The sequence below is a fragment of the Alkalicoccobacillus porphyridii genome, from assembly GCF_007293315.1.
In the GTDB taxonomy this organism is placed as follows: Bacteria; Bacillota; Bacilli; order Bacillales; family Bacillaceae_D; genus Alkalicoccobacillus; species Alkalicoccobacillus porphyridii.
Genome location: NZ_VLXZ01000015.1, coordinates 28,408 through 51,425 on the forward strand (window position 1 = coordinate 28,408; position 23,018 = coordinate 51,425).

The 23,018-nt window shown below is 42.1% G+C and carries 23 protein-coding genes; 2 read left to right on the forward strand and 21 right to left on the reverse strand.

Going from position 1 to position 23,018, the window contains the following annotated elements:
• Positions 1 to 726 precede the first annotated feature (726 nt).
• Complete coding sequence (locus FN960_RS18170) at positions 727 to 2,421, reverse strand: M3 family oligoendopeptidase (RefSeq protein WP_143850289.1); 1,695 nt, start codon at positions 2,419 to 2,421, stop codon at positions 727 to 729.
• A gap of 83 nt (positions 2,422 to 2,504) precedes the next feature.
• Positions 2,505 to 2,936, reverse strand: coding sequence for an Lrp/AsnC family transcriptional regulator (locus tag FN960_RS18175; protein WP_143850290.1), 432 nt, complete (start codon positions 2,934 to 2,936; stop codon positions 2,505 to 2,507).
• Between the two features lie 167 nt (positions 2,937 to 3,103).
• Between FN960_RS18175 and FN960_RS18180 the strand changes: the two genes are divergently transcribed.
• On the forward strand, positions 3,104 to 3,724 hold the full coding sequence (locus FN960_RS18180) for a YitT family protein (protein WP_143850291.1): 621 nt from the start codon (positions 3,104 to 3,106) through the stop codon (positions 3,722 to 3,724).
• 102 nt (positions 3,725 to 3,826) lie between these two features.
• On the opposite strand, the gene FN960_RS18185 is transcribed toward FN960_RS18180, so the two are convergent.
• Genes FN960_RS18185 through FN960_RS18210 form a run of 6 tightly spaced genes read right to left on the reverse strand, consistent with a single transcriptional unit; the run spans position 3,827 to position 8,818 of the window.
• Positions 3,827 to 4,363, reverse strand: coding sequence for a histidine phosphatase family protein (locus tag FN960_RS18185; protein ID WP_143850292.1), 537 nt, complete (start codon positions 4,361 to 4,363; stop codon positions 3,827 to 3,829).
• Positions 4,364 to 4,386: 23 nt separating this feature from the next.
• Positions 4,387 to 4,818 carry an NUDIX hydrolase gene (locus FN960_RS18190; RefSeq protein WP_143850293.1) on the reverse strand — a complete coding sequence of 144 codons (432 nt, stop codon included), beginning with the start codon at positions 4,816 to 4,818 and terminating at the stop codon, positions 4,387 to 4,389.
• Between the two features lie 23 nt (positions 4,819 to 4,841).
• Positions 4,842 to 5,480 (reverse strand): HAD family hydrolase, encoded by a 639-nt coding sequence (locus FN960_RS18195; RefSeq protein WP_143850294.1) that lies wholly within the window; start codon positions 5,478 to 5,480, stop codon positions 4,842 to 4,844.
• The gene (locus tag FN960_RS18200) at positions 5,481 to 5,741 is read right to left on the reverse strand and encodes an RNA-binding S4 domain-containing protein (protein ID WP_143850295.1); all 261 of its coding nucleotides are present in this window, start codon (positions 5,739 to 5,741) and stop codon (positions 5,481 to 5,483) included.
• A 15-nt stretch (positions 5,742 to 5,756) separates the two neighbouring features.
• Positions 5,757 to 7,214, reverse strand: a complete 1,458-nt coding sequence (gene yabN / locus FN960_RS18205; RefSeq protein ID WP_143850296.1) for a bifunctional methyltransferase/pyrophosphohydrolase YabN — start codon at positions 7,212 to 7,214, stop codon at positions 5,757 to 5,759.
• 5 nt (positions 7,215 to 7,219) lie between these two features.
• Positions 7,220 to 8,818, reverse strand: coding sequence for a putative polysaccharide biosynthesis protein (locus tag FN960_RS18210; RefSeq protein ID WP_185971101.1), 1,599 nt, complete (start codon positions 8,816 to 8,818; stop codon positions 7,220 to 7,222).
• A 294-nt stretch (positions 8,819 to 9,112) separates the two neighbouring features.
• Here FN960_RS18210 and murG point away from each other — a divergent pair, with 294 nt between their 5' ends.
• Positions 9,113 to 10,180 (forward strand): undecaprenyldiphospho-muramoylpentapeptide beta-N-acetylglucosaminyltransferase, encoded by a 1,068-nt coding sequence (gene murG / locus FN960_RS18215; RefSeq protein WP_143850298.1) that lies wholly within the window; start codon positions 9,113 to 9,115, stop codon positions 10,178 to 10,180.
• 141 nt (positions 10,181 to 10,321) lie between these two features.
• Here the strand turns inward: murG and spoVT are convergent, their stop codons facing one another.
• From spoVT to veg, 13 genes are all read right to left on the reverse strand, one after another.
• Positions 10,322 to 10,858: a stage V sporulation protein T gene (gene spoVT / locus FN960_RS18220; RefSeq protein WP_143850299.1), complete on the reverse strand. Its 537-nt coding sequence runs from the start codon at positions 10,856 to 10,858 to the stop codon at positions 10,322 to 10,324.
• A 165-nt stretch (positions 10,859 to 11,023) separates the two neighbouring features.
• Positions 11,024 to 14,566: a transcription-repair coupling factor gene (mfd, locus tag FN960_RS18225; RefSeq protein ID WP_143850300.1), complete on the reverse strand. Its 3,543-nt coding sequence runs from the start codon at positions 14,564 to 14,566 to the stop codon at positions 11,024 to 11,026.
• A 162-nt stretch (positions 14,567 to 14,728) separates the two neighbouring features.
• Positions 14,729 to 14,956: an anti-sigma-F factor Fin gene (fin, locus tag FN960_RS18230; protein ID WP_143850301.1), complete on the reverse strand. Its 228-nt coding sequence runs from the start codon at positions 14,954 to 14,956 to the stop codon at positions 14,729 to 14,731.
• A 75-nt stretch (positions 14,957 to 15,031) separates the two neighbouring features.
• Complete coding sequence (pth, locus tag FN960_RS18235; protein ID WP_143850302.1) at positions 15,032 to 15,589, reverse strand: aminoacyl-tRNA hydrolase; 558 nt, start codon at positions 15,587 to 15,589, stop codon at positions 15,032 to 15,034.
• Between the two features lie 83 nt (positions 15,590 to 15,672).
• Entirely contained in the window at positions 15,673 to 16,329 is a 657-nt protein-coding gene (locus FN960_RS18240; RefSeq protein WP_143850303.1) for a 50S ribosomal protein L25/general stress protein Ctc, read from the reverse strand.
• 104 nt (positions 16,330 to 16,433) lie between these two features.
• Entirely contained in the window at positions 16,434 to 17,384 is a 951-nt protein-coding gene (locus FN960_RS18245) for a ribose-phosphate diphosphokinase (RefSeq protein WP_308419956.1), read from the reverse strand.
• A 31-nt stretch (positions 17,385 to 17,415) separates the two neighbouring features.
• Positions 17,416 to 18,774, reverse strand: coding sequence for a bifunctional UDP-N-acetylglucosamine diphosphorylase/glucosamine-1-phosphate N-acetyltransferase GlmU (glmU, locus tag FN960_RS18250; RefSeq protein WP_143850304.1), 1,359 nt, complete (start codon positions 18,772 to 18,774; stop codon positions 17,416 to 17,418).
• Between the two features lie 163 nt (positions 18,775 to 18,937).
• A complete protein-coding gene (gene spoVG / locus FN960_RS18255) occupies positions 18,938 to 19,231 on the reverse strand; it encodes a septation regulator SpoVG (RefSeq protein ID WP_143850305.1) in 294 nt (97 codons plus the stop codon).
• Positions 19,232 to 19,445: 214 nt separating this feature from the next.
• Complete coding sequence (locus FN960_RS18260; protein ID WP_143850306.1) at positions 19,446 to 19,823, reverse strand: RidA family protein; 378 nt, start codon at positions 19,821 to 19,823, stop codon at positions 19,446 to 19,448.
• A 10-nt stretch (positions 19,824 to 19,833) separates the two neighbouring features.
• Positions 19,834 to 20,673 (reverse strand): pur operon repressor, encoded by an 840-nt coding sequence (gene purR, locus FN960_RS18265; RefSeq protein WP_143850307.1) that lies wholly within the window; start codon positions 20,671 to 20,673, stop codon positions 19,834 to 19,836.
• Positions 20,674 to 20,702: 29 nt separating this feature from the next.
• Positions 20,703 to 21,596 carry a 4-(cytidine 5'-diphospho)-2-C-methyl-D-erythritol kinase gene (gene ispE / locus FN960_RS18270; protein ID WP_143850308.1) on the reverse strand — a complete coding sequence of 298 codons (894 nt, stop codon included), beginning with the start codon at positions 21,594 to 21,596 and terminating at the stop codon, positions 20,703 to 20,705.
• Positions 21,597 to 22,097: 501 nt separating this feature from the next.
• Positions 22,098 to 22,283 (reverse strand): small, acid-soluble spore protein, alpha/beta type, encoded by a 186-nt coding sequence (locus tag FN960_RS18275; RefSeq protein WP_143850309.1) that lies wholly within the window; start codon positions 22,281 to 22,283, stop codon positions 22,098 to 22,100.
• Between the two features lie 117 nt (positions 22,284 to 22,400).
• Entirely contained in the window at positions 22,401 to 22,667 is a 267-nt protein-coding gene (gene veg / locus FN960_RS18280) for a biofilm formation stimulator Veg (RefSeq protein ID WP_143850310.1), read from the reverse strand.
• Positions 22,668 to 23,018: the final 351 nt, after the last annotated feature.

The window sequence follows — 23,018 nt, forward strand, 5'->3', positions numbered from 1 at the left end:
CTACGTCGATTTATCTCAATGAACCTTTTTATCGACGTTACTGAAAAAATCATCTAGTAATGAGCTCATGCACCGCTACAGGAGAAAACTTCGCTTTCCACGGGAACGGCCTCAGCCCTTGAAGTGGAAGTGCGCCACTTCAATGTCTTCAGACTCGTTCTGTTCCGTAGGAGTCTACGTTTCTCCTTCCGCTCATGTTTTGGATTAAACAAATGACCAACATTCCTATTTAAGGAAATCAAGGTTGTTTTTAATTAGAAATAAGATTCATTGTAATAAAAAACTTCTTTTTCAGTAGCCTCCTTTTCCTTCCGCAGGCGTCGGCCCTCCAATTTCGTCCGCTTGAGAAGAGGGGAGTCCATGATGCTTACGTATATCCTAAAAGATAATCAGATTATAGTTTTCAATTTTCATAGTGGTATTCATTCATTTATTTCTCCGTGCCTTAGCTGGTGTTCTAAGAAAGTAAGGGCTGTATTCAAAGGGCAAATGTTCGGTTACTAGATCATAGACGTAATTAGCGGCCGGGATGGAAGGGCCGACTCCTGCGGGAGGAAAGGGCAAGGTTGAAATACAACTGGCACAGCCAGTTTTAGTTCAACGCCCGCCCGCGGAAAGCGTGCCCCTCCATCCAGGGAGCGGCAGCCGAAGCCCCTTTACCCATTGCAACACGACAAAACCCCGCACCACATTTTTTCATGCAGTACGGGGTTGTTTATAGGAGGTTTATAATGTTTGATCTTGTATGCTATTGAGCCATTCTTCAATCTCACCAATGACTGATTCCACGCAGCCATCTTCAAATGGAGAGCGGAGGCCTGCCACTTTGACTAGCTCTACAAAGGATAGACTTCCTCCCTTTTGACAGAGCTGCAGGTAATCCTGCCATGCAGTCTCTTTATCCTGATGCATCCGTTGCCAGAACTGCAGTGCACAAATTTGGGCGAGCGTATAATCAATATAATAGAATGGAACCTGATAGATATGTGACTGTCTTTGCCAGAAACCGCCTGCCTCCAGATAGCTGTTTCCATCATAATCACGATGTGGCAGATATCTCTCTTCTAGCTTCCGCCAGTGCAGCTTACGCTCCTCGGGTGTCGCTTCCGGATTTGCATAGATAAAGTGCTGGAACTCATCTACAGCTACTCCATAAGGAATAAACAACAAGGATTCGGCAAGATGAGAGAATTTGTACTTTTCCGTATCCTCTTTAAAGAATTGGTCCATCCAAGGCCACGCAAAAAATTCCATACTCATTGAGTGAATCTCTGCAGCCTCCATGGTTGGAAAGCTGTACTCAGGTACTCCCAGGTGACGGCTTTCATAAACCTGAAAGGCATGTCCGGCCTCATGGGTTAGTACGTCAATATCGCCTGAGGTCCCGTTAAAGTTAGAGAAAATAAAGGGGGAGCCGTACTCAGGGAAATACGTGCAGTATCCCCCACTTTCTTTTCCTTTTTTACTTACTAGGTCCATCAACTCATTCTCTACCATAAAAGTAAAGAACTCATGGGTTTCAGGTGAAAGCTCCTTGTACATCTTTGCTCCATTTTCAATAATCCAGTCTGCATCCCCTTTAGGAACCGCATTACCGGATTGAAAGCTAAAATTCTCATCATAGAACTTTAGTTTGTCTACACCGATCCGCTGTTGCTGACGCTGTCTCAGCCTTGTAGCTACAGGCACAATATATTCCTCTACCTGCTTTCTAAAATTGGCGACCATTTCAGCATTATAATCCGTTCTCGTCATTCTTGCATATCCTAGCTCCACAAAGCTTTCGTAGCCGAGTTTCTTTGCCATTTGAGTACGTACTTTAACTAAATCATCATAGATCCGGTCTAACTGCTCGCCCTGCTCAGCCAAAAACTGAAACTTAGCAGTAGATGCCTGCTTACGAGTGCCACGATCCTTTGACTGTTCATAAGGAGTTAATTGAGCAAGCGTACGTTCTTCCCCGTCAAAGTGAACCTTTGCTGAAGCAATAAGCTGTCCATACTCTGTTGTTAATTTATTTTCCCGCTGTAGATCTGGAATGATATCGGGACTAAATGTTTTTAGCTGAAGCTCCGCAAGCATAAACAACTGACGCCCCCATCTCTTTTCGAGCTCATCACGAAATGTCGATTGAAGCAGCGCCTTATAATAGTCAGTTACAAACTCTTGGATAATCGGCATAATGTCATCTATGTATTCTTTTTCTGCTTTATAAAAAGCATCCTCTGTATCAATTGAATGTCTGGTTGTGACTAGATTTGATTGTGTTTCCAACCAATTGCTATAGGACTGAATATCTTTTAATGCGTCGACCTGCTCCTCTACGGTTGTAGACTCATTGAATACCTTCAAATACTTCGTAAAGGTACTTTCCACTTCTTCCTTCTCTGGTCTTTTGTAGGGCATTTCCGAAAACTTCATTCATACAACATCCTTCCTAAGTCAAAATTCGAGCTATCCTCTTATTCTATTCAACAAACATAGCGCTACCTCCTCTTTTCTAATTAAGGAGTTAGAATTCGATAAGGAACTGGAGAGGTGAGCACGGTAGATGTATTAATCGTTCCGAATGGAATCAGCCGGTCTATTAACATCCTCATCGTATTCATATCATGAACAGCTGCTTTCAAAAAATAACTCACTTCACCAGTGACACGGTGACATTCAATGATCGCCTCTTCTTGTTGGATCATCTCCTCAAATTCTTGAAGCGATACTTTTAATGCACTAACTTGAATAATCAACATGATTTCTCTGCCAATGGCTGGTAGAGAAATTCGTGCTGTAAAGGCATCAATAATACCCTTCTCCTGCAGTCTAACCAAACGCTCTGCTGTACTTGGTCGACTAAGAGCTAATAATTTCGAAAGCTCGCTCACCGATATCCGGGCGTTCTCTTGTAAATGGGTGAGAATCTTACAATCAATAAGGTCCATCTCAACCTCTCCCTTCATTTTTATTTTATTATAAGCGATAATCCTGCAATAAAAAGGTTCATCGTAAGATATTCCTTCATATTTATATGGGTTTACCATCTATATCTTTATATTATTAAGGTAGTAGAATTGGATCGGTTTGTACAGATAAGGAGTGGCACGAATATATGAGAAAATGGATACACATTTGGTTGGGCTGTTTTGTGGTGGCATGCGGCGTATTGATTCTTAAGCATTCAGATTTGGTTACCGGGGGCACAGCCGGTTTATCTTTGGGCTTAAGTTACCTTACACAGCTACCGTTTGCGCTTTTATTTTTTGTTATTAACATTCCGTTTTATATTTTTTCTGTGATTCGGATGGGCTTGTCCTTTACGGTAACCACCATCTTATCGGTTTCCCTTCTGTCCGTGCTAACGGCGGCGGATGTATGGCTTCCTTCGTTTGTGATTTCGTATTGGAGTGGGGCTTTAATAGGCGGGGTACTTATTGGTTTGGGACTAAGTCTCTTGTTTAGAAACCAAGCCTCACTTGGAGGATCGAATATTCTCGCTCTTTTTCTTCAGAAGCGTTATGGATTTGACCCTGGGAAAACAAACTTTTTATTTGATTTGATGGTTGTGTTAACAAGCGTCTACACTATCGGCATTGTAAAAGGATTCTTTTCCATTGTATCCATTGCAGTCACCTCTAGAATCATTAGTTACTTTAAACAAGGAAATGTAAGCAAAAAGCCTGTGGTAAAAGAAGAGTATGTTCTACCTGGAGAAGCTTCTCTATCTAAATAAATCATGAAGACCCAAACGATTAGGTTGATTTAACATACTATCGTTTGGGTCTTCTATGTTAAAACGGCAGAAGGGGGCTAGTCTACTTTATGAAGCTTACATTCATTTCTCAAACACATACAACTTGCCATTACTAGGTAATTTAAAATAAGGACCTCTATAGCCGCGTTTGAGTAACTGTTGTCTCATAATGTCCATGACGGCACCATGACTGACAATTAAACAGTCTTTGCCCTCTGCTTCTGCTTTTGTCAAAATATCATTGAGCCGGGCTCTTGTTTGTTGTCTGTTTTCAGGCTGAGATGCATGAGTGAATACCCACGCCAGCCTAATCAATATGAGATGTAAGAATAAAGGCAGTCGGAACGGCGCGTTAAATGGCGGAACCAACTCAATTTCCCTGAGCTTTTTTGTTTCTTTAATCGGCCCTGTGTAAATGGATTTCGCTGTCGTTTTGGCTCGGGGTAAATCACTAGAATAACAAGCCTTCCAATTTACCTTCCCGAGATCCACTGGATTCTCCTCCACATCAGATGCGTCATATTCCTTCACCCATTCAACCAAGTCACGACTGTTAATAAAATGCCGTTCAGGATATCCACGTGATACTCTGAAGTGTCGGACTAATCCTATTTTCATGTGAAGCTCCCCTTTCAGCCATGTTATCTCCAGCCGTCACTGTCATACCACATTGTTGAGTCCTGTTTGTGAATCGCTTTTTTTACATAGTTAATCGTGTTTTTAGGCAGCTCATCTAATGGGTACCATGCTAAGGCTTTGCATTTGTCTGGCTCCGCATTATATGGTTGACCCTCCCATTCTTGAATCCGAACAAAGAAGTCGACCCAATTGAGATTTTCTGAGGAACGGTGCAGCACACCAGCCACCTCAATTTGATCTTGTTGAATCGTAATCCCAACTTCTTCTTTTGCCTCACGCTGCACAGCAGAGAGCATGTCCTCTCCAAAGTCAATTTTGCCTGCCACAACGCTCCAATTCCCATCCTCAAAGCCTGTATTCTGCCTCTGCAGCATAAGAATCTGATGCTCTTGTATAATCAACAAATGAACAGACCCAAATAAATGCGGTTTCATCTCAGCCTCCGTTTCAGACGAATCTAATCGTTAGTTATTTGTATATCGCGGATCGTAGAGACAATGGTGTCTGCTTGGGACAGGTCCTGACTGCCGGCATCTGGCGCCAAATATCCAATACATGTCATACCCGCAGCCTTTGCCGACCGTACGCCGTTACGAGAATCCTCCAACACAACACAGTCCGTTGGCTCAACGCCTAATACTCGCGCTGTTTCAAGATAAATATCTGGTGCCGGTTTTCCTTCGTTCACTTCTTCACCACTAATAATAGAGGCAAACTGATCAACAATTCCAAACTTCTCAAGAACGGCCGTGATATACACTCTTGGGGAGGAGGAGGCTACTGCCATTGGGATATTTGCCTTAGAGAGCTTTTGCATCAGCTCTCTAATTCCTTCAATTGGCTCAAGATCCGATTCTTTTAGCTTACGTAGCTTTTCTGTGATTTGATGCTCTAGAATCTCTTCAAGCTCGCCTGTTAATCCGTGCTCTGTTTTCACGCTGCCCCACATCTCCGTGCTTACCATTCCCATATACTTACTAAGATCTTCTTCCGTAATAGTCGCTCCGTACTTTGCAGCTGTAGCAATTTCCACTTCTATATGATGCGGTTCACTATTAATAATGACACCATCCATATCAAAGATAAAAGCTTTCACTTATCCATTCACCTGCTCTTCTTTCACAATCGTATACATCATTCCTGCTTCATCCTTGCGACTGGTTTCTTTTACGATATCAACTGAAACCGTAACAAGCTTTTGACCAAAACGAATGATGAGCTCATCGCCTGCTTTTACATCTGAGCCAGCCTTTGCTTGATTGCCATTGATCGAAATTCTACCTTGATCACAGACTTCCTTTGCTAATGTACGGCGTTTAATTAAGCGTGATACTTTTAGAAATTTATCTAATCTCATTGTTTTTGCTCCTTTTTATTGATCTGTTTTTTTACTTTCCTGCCACATCGCTTCTAGCTCATCCAAAGACATAGCCTTCATGTCTTCACCTAATGACTCAGTCTGATGCTCCATGCATTCAAACCTACGCTTGAACTTATGATTCGTTTGGGCAATTGCTTGTTCGGCATCAAGCTTATAAAAGCGAGCTAGATTAGCCACTGTAAACAAAACATCTCCTAGCTCCTTTAGCTGATCTTCCTGGCTACCCGCTTCCACTTCCTCTTTAAATTCGGAAAGCTCTTCATTTAACTTGTCCCAGATAGGTTGGGCTTCCGTCCAATCAAATCCAACCTTTGCAGCGGCTTTTTGCATAGATATGGCTTTCATCAATCCAGGCAAGCCTTGCGGGATCCCCGATAATAGACCTTCCTTCTGTTCGCCCTTCTCAGCTTGTTTAATTGCCTCCCAATTGCTCACGACATCCTCTGCTGTATCGGCAGCTGCTTGTCCAAAGACATGAGGATGTCTACGAATCATTTTGCTTGTGATGGACTGCAGAACATCCTGGATGGAGAACCAGCCGTTATCCTCACCAATTTGGGCATGCAGCATAACCTGCAAGAGCACATCCCCAAGTTCCTCTATAAGATTTTCATCGTCCTCTTGATCAATAGCTTCAAGTACTTCATAAGCTTCTTCAATTAAATATGGTTTTAAAGACTGATGCGTCTGTTTTTTATCCCAAGGACAGCCATCCGGTCCCCGGAGCCGGGCGATTACCTGCCGTAATGTTGCAAATTCCTCTTGCAGCAACGCTTCTTCACGAACGGGCGGCACATATACAGCGGTTAAGTTATTTAATGTCGTCACACGATCTAAGTCGTACAGCGGCACTCGGAGCAACTGTTCCTTTGAGGAGCCAACCGCAGTAGCGATGACTACTTCATAATCATCTGGCAGTCGTTCCATTAAGGTTAGCTTAACATCTGAAGCAATCATTTCATCATACACTTGGACAATAATGATATGCTGCTGAAGCTGAAAGTCATCTCGCTTTAAAGAGGTTCCATCAAGAATCTGGCTGCCTTCTATCGGATCAATTTGTAGCGCCGTGTACATGGAATCAAGAAAGCTTGCCCCTCCTAAAAACTTTAAATTAAGCTCCTGAGTCTCTGCCTCTTTCAAAAGAAGCTGGATGGTCCGTTCGGCCACAAAAGGGTGGCCCGGGACTGCATACGTGATATCCCCGCTCGCCGCTGCAGTAATGAGCCTCTGCACAATGTTTTGGTAGACGGCTTCAAATTGATCATGCTGCTCATATATTTCATCAAAGGAAGTCCATGCCACCCCTTCGTTTTTGAGATCATGTAGAACTGGATGATCCTCAGTTCGCACAAACAGTTGCTGCGCTTTTTTTAGATGGCGATACAGACCAATGGACATTTGCTCTAAATCCCCTGCCCCAAGTCCTACTACATATATTGTTCTCACTTTATTCAACCCTTCCTACTTGAAAACACTCGTTTTAATCGGTTCAGCTTTGGTACCTGTTCCCACTCACTTGCAGTGAATATAGGTAGTGTAAATAAACAGATAAGGACAGCCAGGCCTCCTATTACGCTAACTGTTAGAGCAATCACTGTATCCAGTGCTCTCGTTTGACCCATTCCAATCCACCCGTCCAACAGCCATAATGACAAGGTAGCCACTATTATTAGAGCTGCAAAGGTTCCGGCAATTGCCCCGTATGGTTTGAAATGAGTATATATATTCCCCGCCGCTCGCTTTATGAAACAAAGACCAAGTGTGGCCATCAAGACAAATGCGATGGTTGTTGCCAATGACGAGCCCATTGCCCCCATTACCGGGATTAGGATGACATTTGCAATCAGCTTTACGACAACTCCAATTAAAATAATGAACGCAGGCCATCTTACTTTTCCGTACCCTTGCAGGATGGCTGCAGTCGTTAAATAGATGGAGCAAGGCGCAATCGACAGCACCAGTATTCTTAATACAGAAGAGCCTTGCTCATCAGTAAATAACATGTGATTAACTGGATTCATAATGATGATAAGGCCTATGGTGGCTGCTCCCCCTAAAAGTAGAGCGAGTCTAAGTGCCATATCTTGATACGCAAGCGCCGAGGTGTGATTCTTATTCGCCTGTGCCTGAGCGATAGCTGGCACAAGCGCTAAAGCCATGGTTGTAGCCAGAATGGTCCCCAACTGAATAAACGGCTGACCGCGATCAAACACACCCTTCACTTGATACGCTTGTCCTTCACTCATGCCGAAGCCTTCAAGCAGATGAATCATCGTAAACACATCTGCAAACTGAAAGAATATCAACACTAACGCATTCATACAGATAAATACACTCTGCGCTAGAAGATGCCCACTTTGTCTGATCCCTGATAAAATAGGGAGCTTTTTCAATTCAGTTAAACCAAATGACCCGCCTCTTTTAAACAAGAATAGGCATAGAATCACAACAGACGTGAAACTACCTAGCAAAGAGCCATAGATAGCTCCTGTCCCGAATTGATACGCATCGGCCCCTGATTTCATTAGTAAATACGTAATAATAAGAATAGCACTTACTCTAACCAATTGTTCCCCGACATTTGAAACGGCAGTAGGCACCATATCTCCTTGTCCTTGAGATATTCCTCTTGTCACGCTCAGAAATGGTAGAAATAAAAAGGAAAAGCCGGTAATTCTCAAGACTCCTGTTAACTGCGGATCTCCCATGCTGATAGCTAGCCAAGGTGCGGCTCCAATCATAAACAAGGCCGCAAGTATTGAGAACATCATTAGCCCTACAAAATAGGCAGCTGCATCTGTGCGTGCATCTCGTTGGTTTGCACTGGCAAGCCTGCGAGAAAGGACAACGGGAAAGCCATATAAGGAAACGATGGCCATAAAACCGTAGAATGGATACATCTGCTGGTACACGTAGAACCCTAAATCTCCAGTCATATTCTGGTAAGGAATGCGGTAACCCGCGCTAATTATTTTAGTGATTAAGGCTGCAATTGATAATAATACGGCGCCTCCGAGGAATGTTTTTCTATGATTTACTTCTATGCTCAAGCGCCTTCCCCCTACAGATCTATCTAGTCTTATCATACTCAATTTCCAGTTGATTCGCCATAACTGGCTGGGTGAGATATGTATTTACTATTGGGATTTACTATTTGGCAGGCATTAAACGAAACTATTTTAGCCAGACAATCTGAAATTTCATGTGCGCGAGCTGAAGTAGTTCTATGAGAGCAACCATAATTGAAAGGTTGAGCTCCACCTCATTTTCAAGTAAAGTGAAGGAGTATGTTATCTGGCTTAACTAAGCCGTTTTTTTAGGCTTTATATCTAAGGAGAATAATTATGAAAAAAATCGTATTTACAGGTGGCGGCTCTGCTGGTCATGTTACCCCGAACCTAGCCATCATGGAACAGCTAGATCGTACAGAGTGGGATATTGCTTATATTGGCTCCCATAATGGAATAGAAAAAGAACTCATTCATAGAACCGATATTCCCTACCATCCCATTTCAAGCGGTAAACTAAGACGTTATATCGATAGAAAAAATGCAACAGACGTTTTTCGAGTGGTTAAAGGAATATTTGATGCACGAAAGGTACTAAAAAAGCTTAAACCGGACCTCGTTTTCTCAAAGGGAGGCTTTGTCACTGTGCCCGTTGTGATCGCTGCATCCAGCTTAAAGATCCCGGTTTTTTTACATGAAAGTGATTTGACTCCTGGTTTGGCAAATAAAATCGCTCAACGCTTCACCACTCGTATTTTTACTTCATTTGATGAAGCGGCCGCTCATTTCCCGGCAGATAAAACAACAGCGATTGGATCGCCTATTCGTAAAGCTTTGTTAGAGGGCCGTGTGGAAAAGGGCTTGAACTATTTGGGCTTTCACAAAAGCGTGCCAGTATTAACAATTATGGGTGGGAGCTTAGGGTCTAAGGCTGTTAATGACGCTGTACGAATAGCATTGCCTGAGCTTCTGTCTCGATTCCAAATTGTGCATCTATGCGGGAAGGGACATCTTGATCCAAGCCTTTCCAACCATAGTGGTTACAAGCAATTTGAGTATGTACATGATGAATTACCAGATGTACTGGCGGCCACCGATTATGTGGTGACTCGCGGTGGATCTAATGCTATTTTTGAGTTTCTCGCATTAAAGAAACCAATGCTTATTATTCCTCTATCCCGCGCTCAAAGCCGTGGTGATCAGATTTTAAATGCGCAGTCATTTGAACGAAAAGGCTACAGCATTACTCTTGAGGAAGAGATGCTTACATCTGAAAGCTTGCTTGAACAACTGATTGAGCTTAAAGAGAAGGAAGCGAGCTTTAAACAAAGCATGACGGACGCCCAAGATACGGATGCTATTCAACAGATCCTTTCTGAAATTGATAAGTACACAACGAAGTAAGACTGTGTCCAAGTTTATGTATAAATAAACCTGAGGATTTTATGATAGAGGCGACTCATCATTCGTCCTTCGCTTCCAAAATAACCATCAAAAAAACCGTTTATCAGTAGGTATCTCCCTCTGATAAACGGTTTTTTACTTCTATTCCATTTGCCTAGCCAAAAAGCTCGCAGCCGTTTCGGCCATTTTTTGTTCTAATGCGCCGTTAAGTGGTTGCTCTTTATTAAATATAATGACCGTTCCTATCGGGTCCCCATTGGCAATAATCGGGGCAATCACAAAGCCTTTATAATGATCATGGTGCTCACTAACTAGATTATATTCTCCTGGATTCGACTCCAATTTGGTCGATCTTTGCTCCATCGCTGTTTCCACAACCTCACCGATGGCCTTACTTGAAAATTCCTTTTTGGATGCCCCTGAAACGGCAATAAAAGTATCTCGATCTGAAATAAGTACATGGTGGTTAAGACTGCCATACAAAGCTTCAGCATATTCCTTTGCGAAATCACCAAGCTCAGAGATAGGTGAATACTTCTTCAAAATCACTTCACCGTCACGGTCGACAAAAATCTCTAACGGATCCCCCTCGCGAATTCGTAAGGTTCTACGAATTTCTTTTGGTATAACCACCCTTCCAAGATCATCAATACGTCTTACAATTCCAGTAGCTTTCATGCTGTTTCCTCACTTTCAATGGTGTAATCCCTGGACTTTCTTCTCTAACATTCAGGCTCGGGTTACGAATAGTATTTGTCTACAAACAAGAACTATTCCCCAATTTTTGAATTTGTTTGAGTGTATTGGATTCATTAGCCATTCTGTAAGGAGTGAGCGTTTCATTTAAGAAGCAGGCGTGGCTTCTGTGTTTTTCTTAGAGCTAGGAATGGCATCTACGGCCTTTTCAATTATGGTAAGAAGGTCTTCGTTTGTTAAACGTCTTGATTTAATGACTATTTTTATCTTTTGACCCTCTGTGCCAAGTGATACCTCGCGCCCTAAGGCATTCACAAGCTCAAATAGCTTGCTTCCATCCATCTGCTTACTACTTTCTTCGGTTAAAAGAACCGTCACTTGATCCTTGCTTTCTGTGATTTTCTCAATACGTTCCTGATCGGCAATCATCTTAATCTTTGTTAATCGGAATAAATCCTGAACCTCTTGAGGATACTCCCCAAAACGATCAAACATTTCATCCTTTAGATCTCTTAATTCTTGAACATCCTCTATCGCTTTAAATCGCTTATACATCTCGATTTTTTGCTTCGCGTCGGTAATATAAGCTTCTGGAATATACGCATCAATCTTCACATCAAGCTCTGTTTGGAATGGTGGCTCCGTAGGCTTCTCACCCTTACGTTCTTCAATGGCTTCCTTCAGCATTTGCGAGTACAAGTCAAATCCAACAGACTCGATAAAGCCATGCTGCTGAGCACCTAACAGATTCCCTGCCCCACGAATGGTTAAGTCTCTCATCGCAATTTTGAAACCAGAGCCTAGCTCTGTAAATTCTTTAATCGCCTGCAGTCTTTTCTCTGCAACCTCTGTGAGCACCTTATCACGTTGGTAGGTGAAATAAGCATACGCCACACGATTAGATCGACCAACTCGCCCGCGAATCTGATAGAGCTGAGACAGACCCATTTTATCTGCATTATAGATAAAGAGTGTATTAACATTCGGTATATCCACCCCGGTTTCAATAATCGTGGTTGTTACAAGAACGTCGCTTTCTCCCTCAAGGAAATCAAGCATGATAGATTCAAGCTCTCTTTCATTCATTTGACCATGGGCAAAGCTTACTTTTGCATCAGGGACTAGCATGGATATCTTCTCAGACATACGTTCAATATCCTCCACACGATTATAAAGGAAGTAAACCTGTCCACCTCTAGCCATCTCACGTTCAATCGCTTCTCGAACAAGTGATTCATTAAATTCAACCACATAGGTCTGTACAGGAAAACGGTTTTCCGGTGGCGTCTCAATTACAGATAAATCGCGCACACCAAGCATCGACATATGTAGAGTTCGTGGAATAGGCGTAGCTGTTAAGGTGAGAACATCAATGTTTGTTTTTAACTGCTTAATTTTTTCTTTGTGTGTTACCCCAAATCGTTGCTCCTCGTCCACAATTAATAGACCAAGGTCTTTAAACACAACATCCTTAGATAACAGTCGATGAGTTCCCACAATTAAATCGACCGATCCTGCTTTTACACCTTTCAGTGTTTCGTTCTGCTCCTTACGTGAACGGAAGCGACTAAGAACCCCGATATTAATAGGAAATTCAGAAAAACGTTCCATAATTGTCTCATAGTGCTGCTGTGCAAGAATGGTTGTGGGCACTAAGATGGCCACTTGCTTGCCATCCATAATCGCTTTGAAAGCAGCACGTATCGCGACTTCCGTCTTTCCATAACCCACATCACCACAAAGAAGACGGTCCATTGGACGGATTCGTTCCATGTCCTTTTTAATTTCTTCTGCAGCTCTGAGCTGGTCTTCTGTCTCAGCGTATTGGAAGGATGTTTCAAATTCACGCTGTTCATGACTATCCTTCGTGAAAGCGTGTCCCTTACTTGCTTCGCGTTCTGCATATAGCTTAATCAAGTCATCAGCAATATCTTCTACAGAGGATTGAACCTTACGCTTTACCTTTTTCCAATCGCTTCCTCCAAGTGCATAGATTTTTGGATTCTTCTCTTCTGAACCCACATATTTCTGCACTTGATCAATTTGATCAACTGGGACATAAAGCTTATCATTGGCTGCATACCGAAGATGCAAGTAATCCTTATGAAGTCCATTTATCTCAAGAGTTTCAATTCCAAGATATTTTCCTATCCCATGATTGGTGTGAACAATTAAGTCACCAACCTTCAACTCGGAATAGCTCTTAATTCGCTCAGCATTGGTCAGCTTCTGGCGTCGTTGTGGACGTTTCGTCTGCTTTGTGAAAACCTCTTCCTCTGTTAGTACCACTAATTTCTGTAATGGCAGCTCAAATCCGGAGTGCAGCTGCCCCTGCATAATGTTAATCGTTCCGGCAGTCAGTTCTGTTGAACGATCCACCAGATGTGTTTCAATTTGCTCATCCTCCAAGTTAAGAGCTAGTCGATCTGCCCGCTCTTTTGTACCCGCAACAAATAACACCGCATAGCCAGCTTTTTTCCAGCGTTTAACCTCTGACTCAAGCAGTTGCATTTGCCCATGGAAATTCTGCATGGATTTGCAATTAAAATTAACTACATTTTGAGGTGAAGTGGATGGTACATGCTTTAAGAAAAGGGACAGATATAAAATCGGCTGTTTACCTTTTTGCAGCTGCGAAAGAACGTCTAATGACATGACCACATCGTGGACAAGATCACCGCTCTCAATTAGCGACAAGCTCCAATCGGTTTCCTCCTTCTGCAAACTGTCAGCCATTTCCTTTACCCGGCTCATCTCATCAATAATAATCAATGAATCTTCAGACATATAGCTTAATAACGTCTCTGGCTCTGTATAATAAAAGGACATGTACTTGTACATTCCTTCAAAGCTGGTGCGTTGCTTAAGCTTGTCTATATCAGAGGAAATCTTTTGATCTAGGAGTGCCCGTGTTGTTTTAGAGGACACTCGTTTTAAGGTATTTGCAAGCTGCTGCTCCAATTGATTCGCCGCATGCAAAAAGTGCTCATCTTGAAGGATGATTTCTTCTGCTGGGCCAATCTTAAGCTCCGTGATATTTTCAAGTGATCGTTGCGTATCCAAAGCAAATGTACGAATGGAGTCAATTTCTGTATCAAATAACTCAATGCGAACAGGGTTAGGTTCTGTGAGCGGATACAAATCGATGATCCCCCCACGCACACTGATTTCACCTGGAGCTGAGACCATATCAACACGTCGATAGCCTATTCGTATTAGCTTTGTCAGCAACGAATCAATGGATGTAATATCCGATCCCGTTTGAAAGGAATAGGAGCTACTCATCCATAGTTCTTTTGGTGGTAGAAGCCTTCTGACTCCAGCTAACGGAGCTACAATTACACCAGAAAATCCTTCTGTTAATGTATTTAATACATCTAATCGTTGCGCCTTCATCTCAGGACTGGCTACAGCTATTTCAGCAGAAATTAGCTCATTCACTGGGTAGAGATATACATGCTCTTCACCAAGAAGGTCGGTTAGATCTTCACAGATTTTTTGAGCCTGAAATAAATTGTGGGTAATAATTAGTTGGTTTTTTTTCGTCTCACGAAATAAAGAAGCCATCGCCAATGTCCGGGATGAACCTGTCAGCCCGGTAATTAACTGTTCCTTAATACTCGCATCTAAACTGGTAGAAACGGAGTGAAACTCCTGGCTACTACTAAAATACGATTGCAATCCTAACATGTGGATCCCCCTGTTTCCTCAAACCTTTATAGAAGATTCAAGCACACTTCTATTTATTGCTACTCACTTGGTATCTATCTTATGCCTATAGCGACAGTAATTTGAATAGAAAAATGCTTTGGCTTATTCTGCCAAAGCTTGATGTATGGTTTGTCATTACACTTACTGAATAAAATGATCGAGCTCGTGGAGGGTCGGGTTTGAGGCAAGTGCTTCCTGACAGTCCTCACATATTGCTCTCACATGTATATCACCGTTCTCCATATATGTCAATACTTCCTCTCGGTGATCGCTCTCTAAGTGATGTATACCTAACTCATTTGCTTGAACCGAATGTGTAAGCATGCCGAGTGGAAGCTGGCAATGTCTACAATGATAATAAACCGTCATACTTGTTTCACCTCTTTTGCCCTTTTATTGCTTATGTTTAGTATAAGCATTGGCAAAAGCAGCTATACAGGTATGTTAGTTAAATGCATTCATGACTTCAAGAAATGGCTTATCAAACCAAGCTTCAATCGCTTTAGAAGATTGTTCAATGGATGACTGAACAGCTTCCCTCTCATCGGGACGATATGTTCCTAAAACGTACGGAGTAATGCCCATTCCCGCTTCAGGGCGATCAATGCCTACTCGAATACGATTAAATTCGTTTGTACCAAGATGGGCAATTAACGATTTCATTCCGTTATGACCACCGGCACTGCCTTTCTGACGAAGTCGTATCTTCCCTGTAGGTAAATCCATATCATCATATACAATGACCAAATCAGAAATCGGAATATCAAAATATTGTAATAACCCCGAGACGGATTCTCCTGACAGATTCATATACGTAAGGGGTTTTAGTAGAATTATTTTTTCTCCATTATGGAGATACGTCCCATAGATACCTTTAAATTTTGATTGATTTAATTCAATCCCCAGCTCTTTAGCTGTGTAATCAATAATGTCAAACCCAATGTTATGTCTAGTCCCTGCGTATTTTGCGCCTGGATTCCCAAGACCTGCGATAACTTTCATATCCTCCCTACTTCCTGACAATCGTACTCCTCAAAAAGGTATAACCATTTCTGGCTATACCTTTGAAGATTCATCTATTTATATTATTCTACACGTCCATCTTTGTTCTCGTCACGTCTTTCCTCTGTTGCTTCCACTTCTTCAGGAGATACATCCTCTGGTTCTTCGTCTCCCTCTTCTGGATCTGGCTCAACAGTTGGAGGTTGAACGGTAACAAGTGTTTCATCATCTTCACTCGTAACATCAACTGGTACATTTGCTTTAATGTCGGCAACTGTGATGCCATCACCGATATTTAGCTCGGACACGTCAATGACTACCTCTTCAGGAATATCCGCTGGCAAACACTTCACGCTAAGTTCATGTTTAAGCTGTGCAAGGACGCCGCCTTCTTTTACTCCCGGTGCTTCGCCTTCTAAACGAACTGGTACATCCGCATCCATTTCGGACTTCATATCAACCTCAAAAAAGTCTATATGGACAAACGCATCCTTCAAAGGATCCGTTTGAACTTCTTGTACCATTACCTGATGCTTTTTGCCTCCACTAACCTCAAGAGAAAAGAGACCATTTCTTCCTACTTCACGAAGTGTTTTTAAGAAATCTACACTTTCAACTGAGACAGGTGTAGATTCAGTTTTGCTACCGTAAAGTACTCCAGGTACAAATCCCGCATTACGGACCTTTCTCGTACCTGAACCTCTCATATCTGTGCGCTTTTCTGCTTTTAGTACTGCCATAATTATCACCTCTGATTAGATTCCACTGTCTATATCCTATGTGTTCCCCTAAACATAACGTTTCAAACCGACTTTACAAAAAAACAAAAGATTTAAGCTTTAAATCAATCAAAAAGAGTGCTGACGGAAGAGTGCTCATGCACACGTATAATTGCCTCAGCAAGTAGTGGCGCCACTGATAAAGAGGAAATCTTATCAATTTGTTGCTCTTCTTTAAGGGCAATGGTATTGGTCACAACTAACTCTTTAATCTTAGAATTACGAATACGCTCAATCGCAGGTCCTGATAGCACAGGGTGTGTACAGCACGCGTATACTTCTTTGGCTCCATGCTCTACTAACGCGTTTGCAGCCAGCGTAATTGTACCAGCTGTATCAATAATATCATCTATAATGATTGCTGTTTTCCCTTCAATATTACCGACAATATTCATGACCTCTGATACATTGGGCTTTGGTCTTCTTTTATCAATAATAGCAATCGGTGTCTTTAAGCGATCAGCCATTTTTCTCGCACGCACTACACCACCATGATCCGGTGATACAACTACAACATCATCAAGCTTCTTAGCCTTAAAGTAATCTGATAGAATAGGTACGCCCATTAGTTGATCAACTGGAATATCAAAGAACCCTTGGATTTGTGTCGCATGCAGATCAACAGTTAACACACGTGTCGCTCCTGCTGTTTCAAGCAAGTTAGCAACCAGCTTAGCAGTAATTGGCTCACGAGCCCGTGCTTTGCGATCCTGACGACCATATCCGTAATAAGGAAGGACAATATTAATGGTACGAGCAGAAGCACGCTTTAGGGCATCAATCATGATTAAAAGCTCCATGATATGCTCGTTTGCCGGAGCAGATGTGGATTGAATTAAATAGATATCACATCCACGAATACTTTCTTCAATGTTAATTTGAACTTCCCCATCGCTAAATCTCATCACGGAGTTTTTTCCTAAAGTAACACCGATGTTTTCAGTAATTTCTTGTGCTAAATCTTTATTTGAATTCAGTGTAAATACCTTTAAACTTGGATCACCGTACTGTGCCATAATATTCGTTCCCTCCACATTAGTTCGTCTGCTAGTTTTTCTTATAATCATCCTTGTTGACTTGTCTGGCTCTCGCAATAGATAAAGCCTTACCGGGTACATCGTCTGTAATGGTAGACCCAGCTGCTACCAATGCATCTTTACCAATGTGAACAGGAGCAATTAAATTTGAGTTACTGCCAATGAAGGCCCCATCCTCAATCGTTGTTTTATGTTTGTTTATTCCATCATAATTAACCGTAATCGTTCCACAGCCTAAGTTTACATTCTCGCCAACTTCCGCATCACCTACATAGCTTAAATGCGCAGCCTTTGCCCCTTTAGCTAGTGAGGATTTCTTTACCTCTACAAAGTTGCCAATTCGAACCTCGGCTCCAAGCTCAGAGCCTGGTCTAATATGAGCAAAAGGACCGATTGTTACGTTTTCAGCTACTGTGCTGTCGTGAATAACCGATTGACGAACTTCCACTCCATCGGAAACAAAGCTGTTCACAATCTCACTATTTGCTCCAATGATACAGTCCCGACCGATCGTAGTATTTCCTTGAATGGAGACACCAGGATGCACAACCGTATCCTGCCCAATGATAGCATTGGCAGAGATATACGTGTTGGCAGGATCCAGAATGGTTACCCCAGCTCTCATCCAACGCTCATTAATGCGCTGCTTCATTAAGGTTTCGGCATTCGCTAACGCTACTCTATCATTTACACCATATGTCTCCGAAAACTCCGGACTTTGATACGCTGCAATAATTTCTCCTTGTTTTTGAAGAATCTCAATCACATCTGGCAAGTAATACTCTCCTTGCGCGTTATCATTTCCTACTTCCTTTAGCGCTTTAAAAAGAAGTTCATTGTCAAAGCAATATGTGCTCGTATTTATTTCATTTACTAATCTTTCATCATCTGTGGCGTCCTTATGCTCTACCACTCGTTGCACCAATCCATCCTCACCACGAATGACCCTGCCGTAACCACTCGGATCATCAGCAAGGGCCGTTAACACAGTAATCTTGGCTTGTTGACTGTGATGCTCTTCAATCAGAGCAGTAATCGTTTCTTCGGTTAACAGTGGTGTATCCCCTGCTAAGACCACTGTAATACCCTTTTTATCCTTAAGAAGATCATCTGCTTGCAGGACAGCGTGTCCAGTTCCTAACTGTTCTGATTGAAGAACATAATGCATGTCTTCCCCGAGCTGTGCTTTGACAGCATCTGAACCATGACCTACTACAATAACAGTTTCTTCAAACCCAACTCGCCCAAGCATATCTGATACATGCTGTACCATTGGCTTGCCACAAACTGGATGAAGTACTTTATAAAGCTTTGATTTCATACGCGTTCCTTGCCCCGCTGCTAAAATCACCGCATACCGATTACTCATAGCTTCCTCCCCATCTTCTATATCCCTTACGAATATATCCTAAATACCGGGTCATTTCAAGGAGAGATCGACCTATTTCAACAGGGATATATTGTTACATGAGATGAGTTTCGTTTGCATCAAAAAAACCACTGCACAATCAGCAGTGGCTAGCAGTCAACCGTTAGGACGCTCCCGCTTCTTCCAGAGATGCTTCTTCAGCTGCGCCAACGCGATCAAATTCCTTTAAGACAGCATCTTGAATCTTGTCTCTGGTTTTAGATGAAATAGGGTGAGCAATATCTCTAAATTCACCCTCAGGAGTTCGTTTACTAGGCATAGCTACAAACAAACCATTGTTCCCATCAATAACCCGAATGTCATGAACAACAAATTCAAAGTCCATTGTTATTGAAGCAATTGCCCTCATTCGGCCATCAGTCTGAACGCGGCGTAGTCTGACATCTGTGATTTCCATGTAGCTATCCCTCCGTGAAATTCTTTTCTTGATACTACATGAATTCGCTGAAGAGTTGGTTATTCCTGCTTGATATATGAAATAATTAAAAAATTTCGCTGAAAATATCCAATTTTTCCACGAAATTAGTCGAAACATAGAAGAACCGAACCATTGCGCTAACACATCACATAATGGCTCGGTTCTTCTTTAATAGGAAACAAATCGGTCCCGCTTATTTTACTAATGCAATAACCTCAATCTCGATTAATACATCCTTTGGAAGCCTTGCAACTTCTACGCATGAACGAGCTGGTTTATGCGTATCAAAATACGTACCGTACACTTCATTAATTAGTGGAAACTCATCCATGTTTTTAATAAATACAGTAGCTTTCACTACAGTATCAAGAGACGCGCCAGCCTCTTTTAACACAGCCTTCAAGTTAGCGAACACTTGATGCGTTTGCTCTTGAACATTTCCCTCTAATAACTCTCCACTCGGTTTTAATGGAATTTGCCCTGAGCTGTAGAATAGATTATTTACGATAACCCCTTGAGAATAAGGACCAATCGCCTCAGGTGCTTGATTTGTATAAACTGCTTTCAAAATAGCTCCCCCTCTATGTCTGTGATTCCTTCACCTTTTCTAACACATTGCCTGCATCTACCTGGATTGTTCGCTCACGAATATTCATTTCACTCAGACGTGTAATTGAAATATAATCATCAATCAAACGCTCTTCCACGCCCACAGATTCTGTTAAAACACCCACTGCAACTAAGTTGGCTTCAAACTCTTTTAATAAATCGACCATGCCTTTTAACGTGCCGCCCGCTTTCATAAAGTCATCAATGACAAATACCCGTGCGCCTGGGGCGAGACTGCGTCTTGCAAGTGTCATGGTTTGTACTCTTTTTGAGGAACCCGATACATAATTGATACTTACCATCGACCCTTCCATGACTCGTAGATCTCTTCGTACAATACGAACAGGCACATCTAAAAAGTGGCCAACCGCGTAAGCGAGCGGAATGCCTTTAGTTGCTACTGTCAGCACAGCATCAATTTCCTTATCAGCTAAAACAGACGCAAACAAACGGCCTATTTCATTCATAAGACGAGGGTTTCCAAGCAGGTCCATCATATAGAGGTATCCACCAGGTAAAATTCGCTCAGGATCCGATAACTGCTTCTTGAGCCTTTCTACTAGGTCTGCTGCATCCTGGTTGTTCATTCTAGGAATGAACGTAACCCCTCCGCTTGCACCAGGTATCGTAAGTAACGAACCATAGCCCTCTTCCTCAAAAATCTCTTTGACGATGACTAAATCTTCGCTAATCGAGGATTTTGCCGAATGATATCGCTCAGAGAATAGAGAGAGGGAGATGACTTCATGAGGGTGCTGTAATAAGTAGTATGTCATGTCTACCAAGCGACCACTGCGTTTAAGTTTTTTCATAATACCTCCGCCAAAAACCGAATAATTATTTATAAGATACCATTCTTATCCGGTTTTAAGCAAGTGTTGGCGGAACGAATCACCCTTACAGCAAATACATCTTCACAGAACCCCCGCAGACCATTATAAATTTGGTTTACTCTAGATTCTTTCTCAATTAAACCAAAAACAGTCGGTCCACTGCCACTCATTAACACACCATCTGCACCAAACTTCTGCATCTGATTCTTGATATTCGCTACTTCCGGATATAAACCAAGAGTGACAGACTCCAACACATTGTGGAGCTGACTACAGATCTGTTTAAAGTCCTGAGCGCGAATAGCCTCAACCATCTTAGGTGTATCAGGGTGTGTCACAGCATCTAATTGCAGGCCTCTATAAATGTCTGCGGTTGAAACACCAGTGGGAGGCTTCGCAAGAATAACCCAAAACGGCGGTGGCGCATCAATGTGTTCTATGATCTCACCTCTGCCAGTCGCAATGGCGGTACCCCCATACACACAGAATGGAACATCAGAGCCTATTTCACTGCCAAGCTTAGCAAGCTCGTCCAATGACAGATCTAATCCCCATAGCTCATTCAGGCCTCTTAAGGTTGCAGCTGCGTCACTGCTTCCACCTGCAAGTCCTGCTGCAACGGGAATACGTTTTGTAATATAAATGTGAGCACCCTTCTTTACTCCAAAACGCGTTTGAAGTAAATGACCCGCTTGCCACGCAAGGTTTCGATGGTCACTTGGAACATATCCTTCAGATACTTCCACCGTTATTTGAGGATGTGGCAATTCCGTTAGGTCAATACGGTCTGCTAAATCAACCGTTGTCATAATCATTTCAACCTCGTGGTAGCCATCTTCCCTTTTTCCTAAGACATCAAGGGACAAATTAATTTTTGCCGGTGCTTTTACTGAACATTTCACGTCTTCACCTTCTATTTCTCCTATGCTTACGCTATTTTATCACTAGTTCCCTAATCATACCACCTCAGATCGATTCTGGGGTCTAACGGCTAGTTATTTCCGTACAGAAAAATCTAGTGGCTACAGCTTTGCTACCGAGATTGGGGCACGCATCCATTCATATTATCTAACAGCATGACCAAAAACATCTTCTCCAAAAACAAAAAAATGACCCTCAGAATTTATCTGAGAGTCATTGCGTGTAGAAAAGCATATATTACTTGCTATTAAGTATGAGGTTAGGTCATAGTCCTATGAGCGAGCATCTTCACTCTTTTGCATATTGTCCTTTGCTTCTTCAAGCATCTCGTTGATGGACTCAATATATTCTTTTAAACTCATGATCCTAACCTCCTTTTTTAGTAGTTTGTTAGATTCAGTATTCCCCCACTCCATAAATTTAAACCTTTGGACATAATAAAAGCTGCCCCAGAGAATGGAGCAGCTGCTGCCGATCGATCTTTACTTAGAGTTTCGCTCGCTTGCTAATTGGTTTTCAGCTATTTCAATTGCTCGTTTCACCATATTACCAGCGTCTCTGGCACGGATGCCGCCCCAGCCTTCTTTTTCAACTGTTTCGTAAAACCCAAGCTCTTTAGCTAGTTCTACTTTCAATTGTTCAGACATGACTCCGCGTCTTCTACTCATCAGGAACAGCTCCTTTTAAAAAAGAAATACGGCAGCATCCTTAGTGTGGTTGAATCCAAAAAAAATATGACTTCCTGTATATAGCAGAAAGTCACAATCATCTGTCTCATCATGATGTTAAGCGTTCAGTACTACCTCACTGTCGCCTTCTTCAGATAATAGAAGTTCAACTGTTTGAGTTAACACATCCGCATAGCTGTAAGATACTCGTTCAAACGCATTTTCATCTTCATCTAGCTTAACGATAAATACTGAAGGGTAAGTTTCTTCCAATAGACCAGAACGTTCCATGGTTTTACGACGGCCACCATTCGCTTTAATTGTAATACGCTTGCCAACATTCGCATCCAGTGTTCGCTTGATATCGATCAACGTTTTTCCCATTCTGACACCCACCTCGCTATTTGCTCATTATAGCACAATCGCCACAATTCGTCAAATAAATTTTTAATTATAACAACATGCTTCGAATCATGTCAACGCTTTTGCACAAAAAAAGAATCTTCCAACTATTAGTCTGTCTTAGTTTGAAGCAATTTGTCGAATTTTATGTATAAAAAGTAAAACTAAAAAAACACCTCGTATACTGAGGTGTTGAGATAATCTATACACATTTGGGGGCACGCTTACCACAGGCACTAGGCAAGCCTATTCATATTAAACAGCCTCATTATCGAGGTCATTGAAAAACGATCTTTATAAGACTGCGAAGTTCTACAATTGTTTATTTCACAA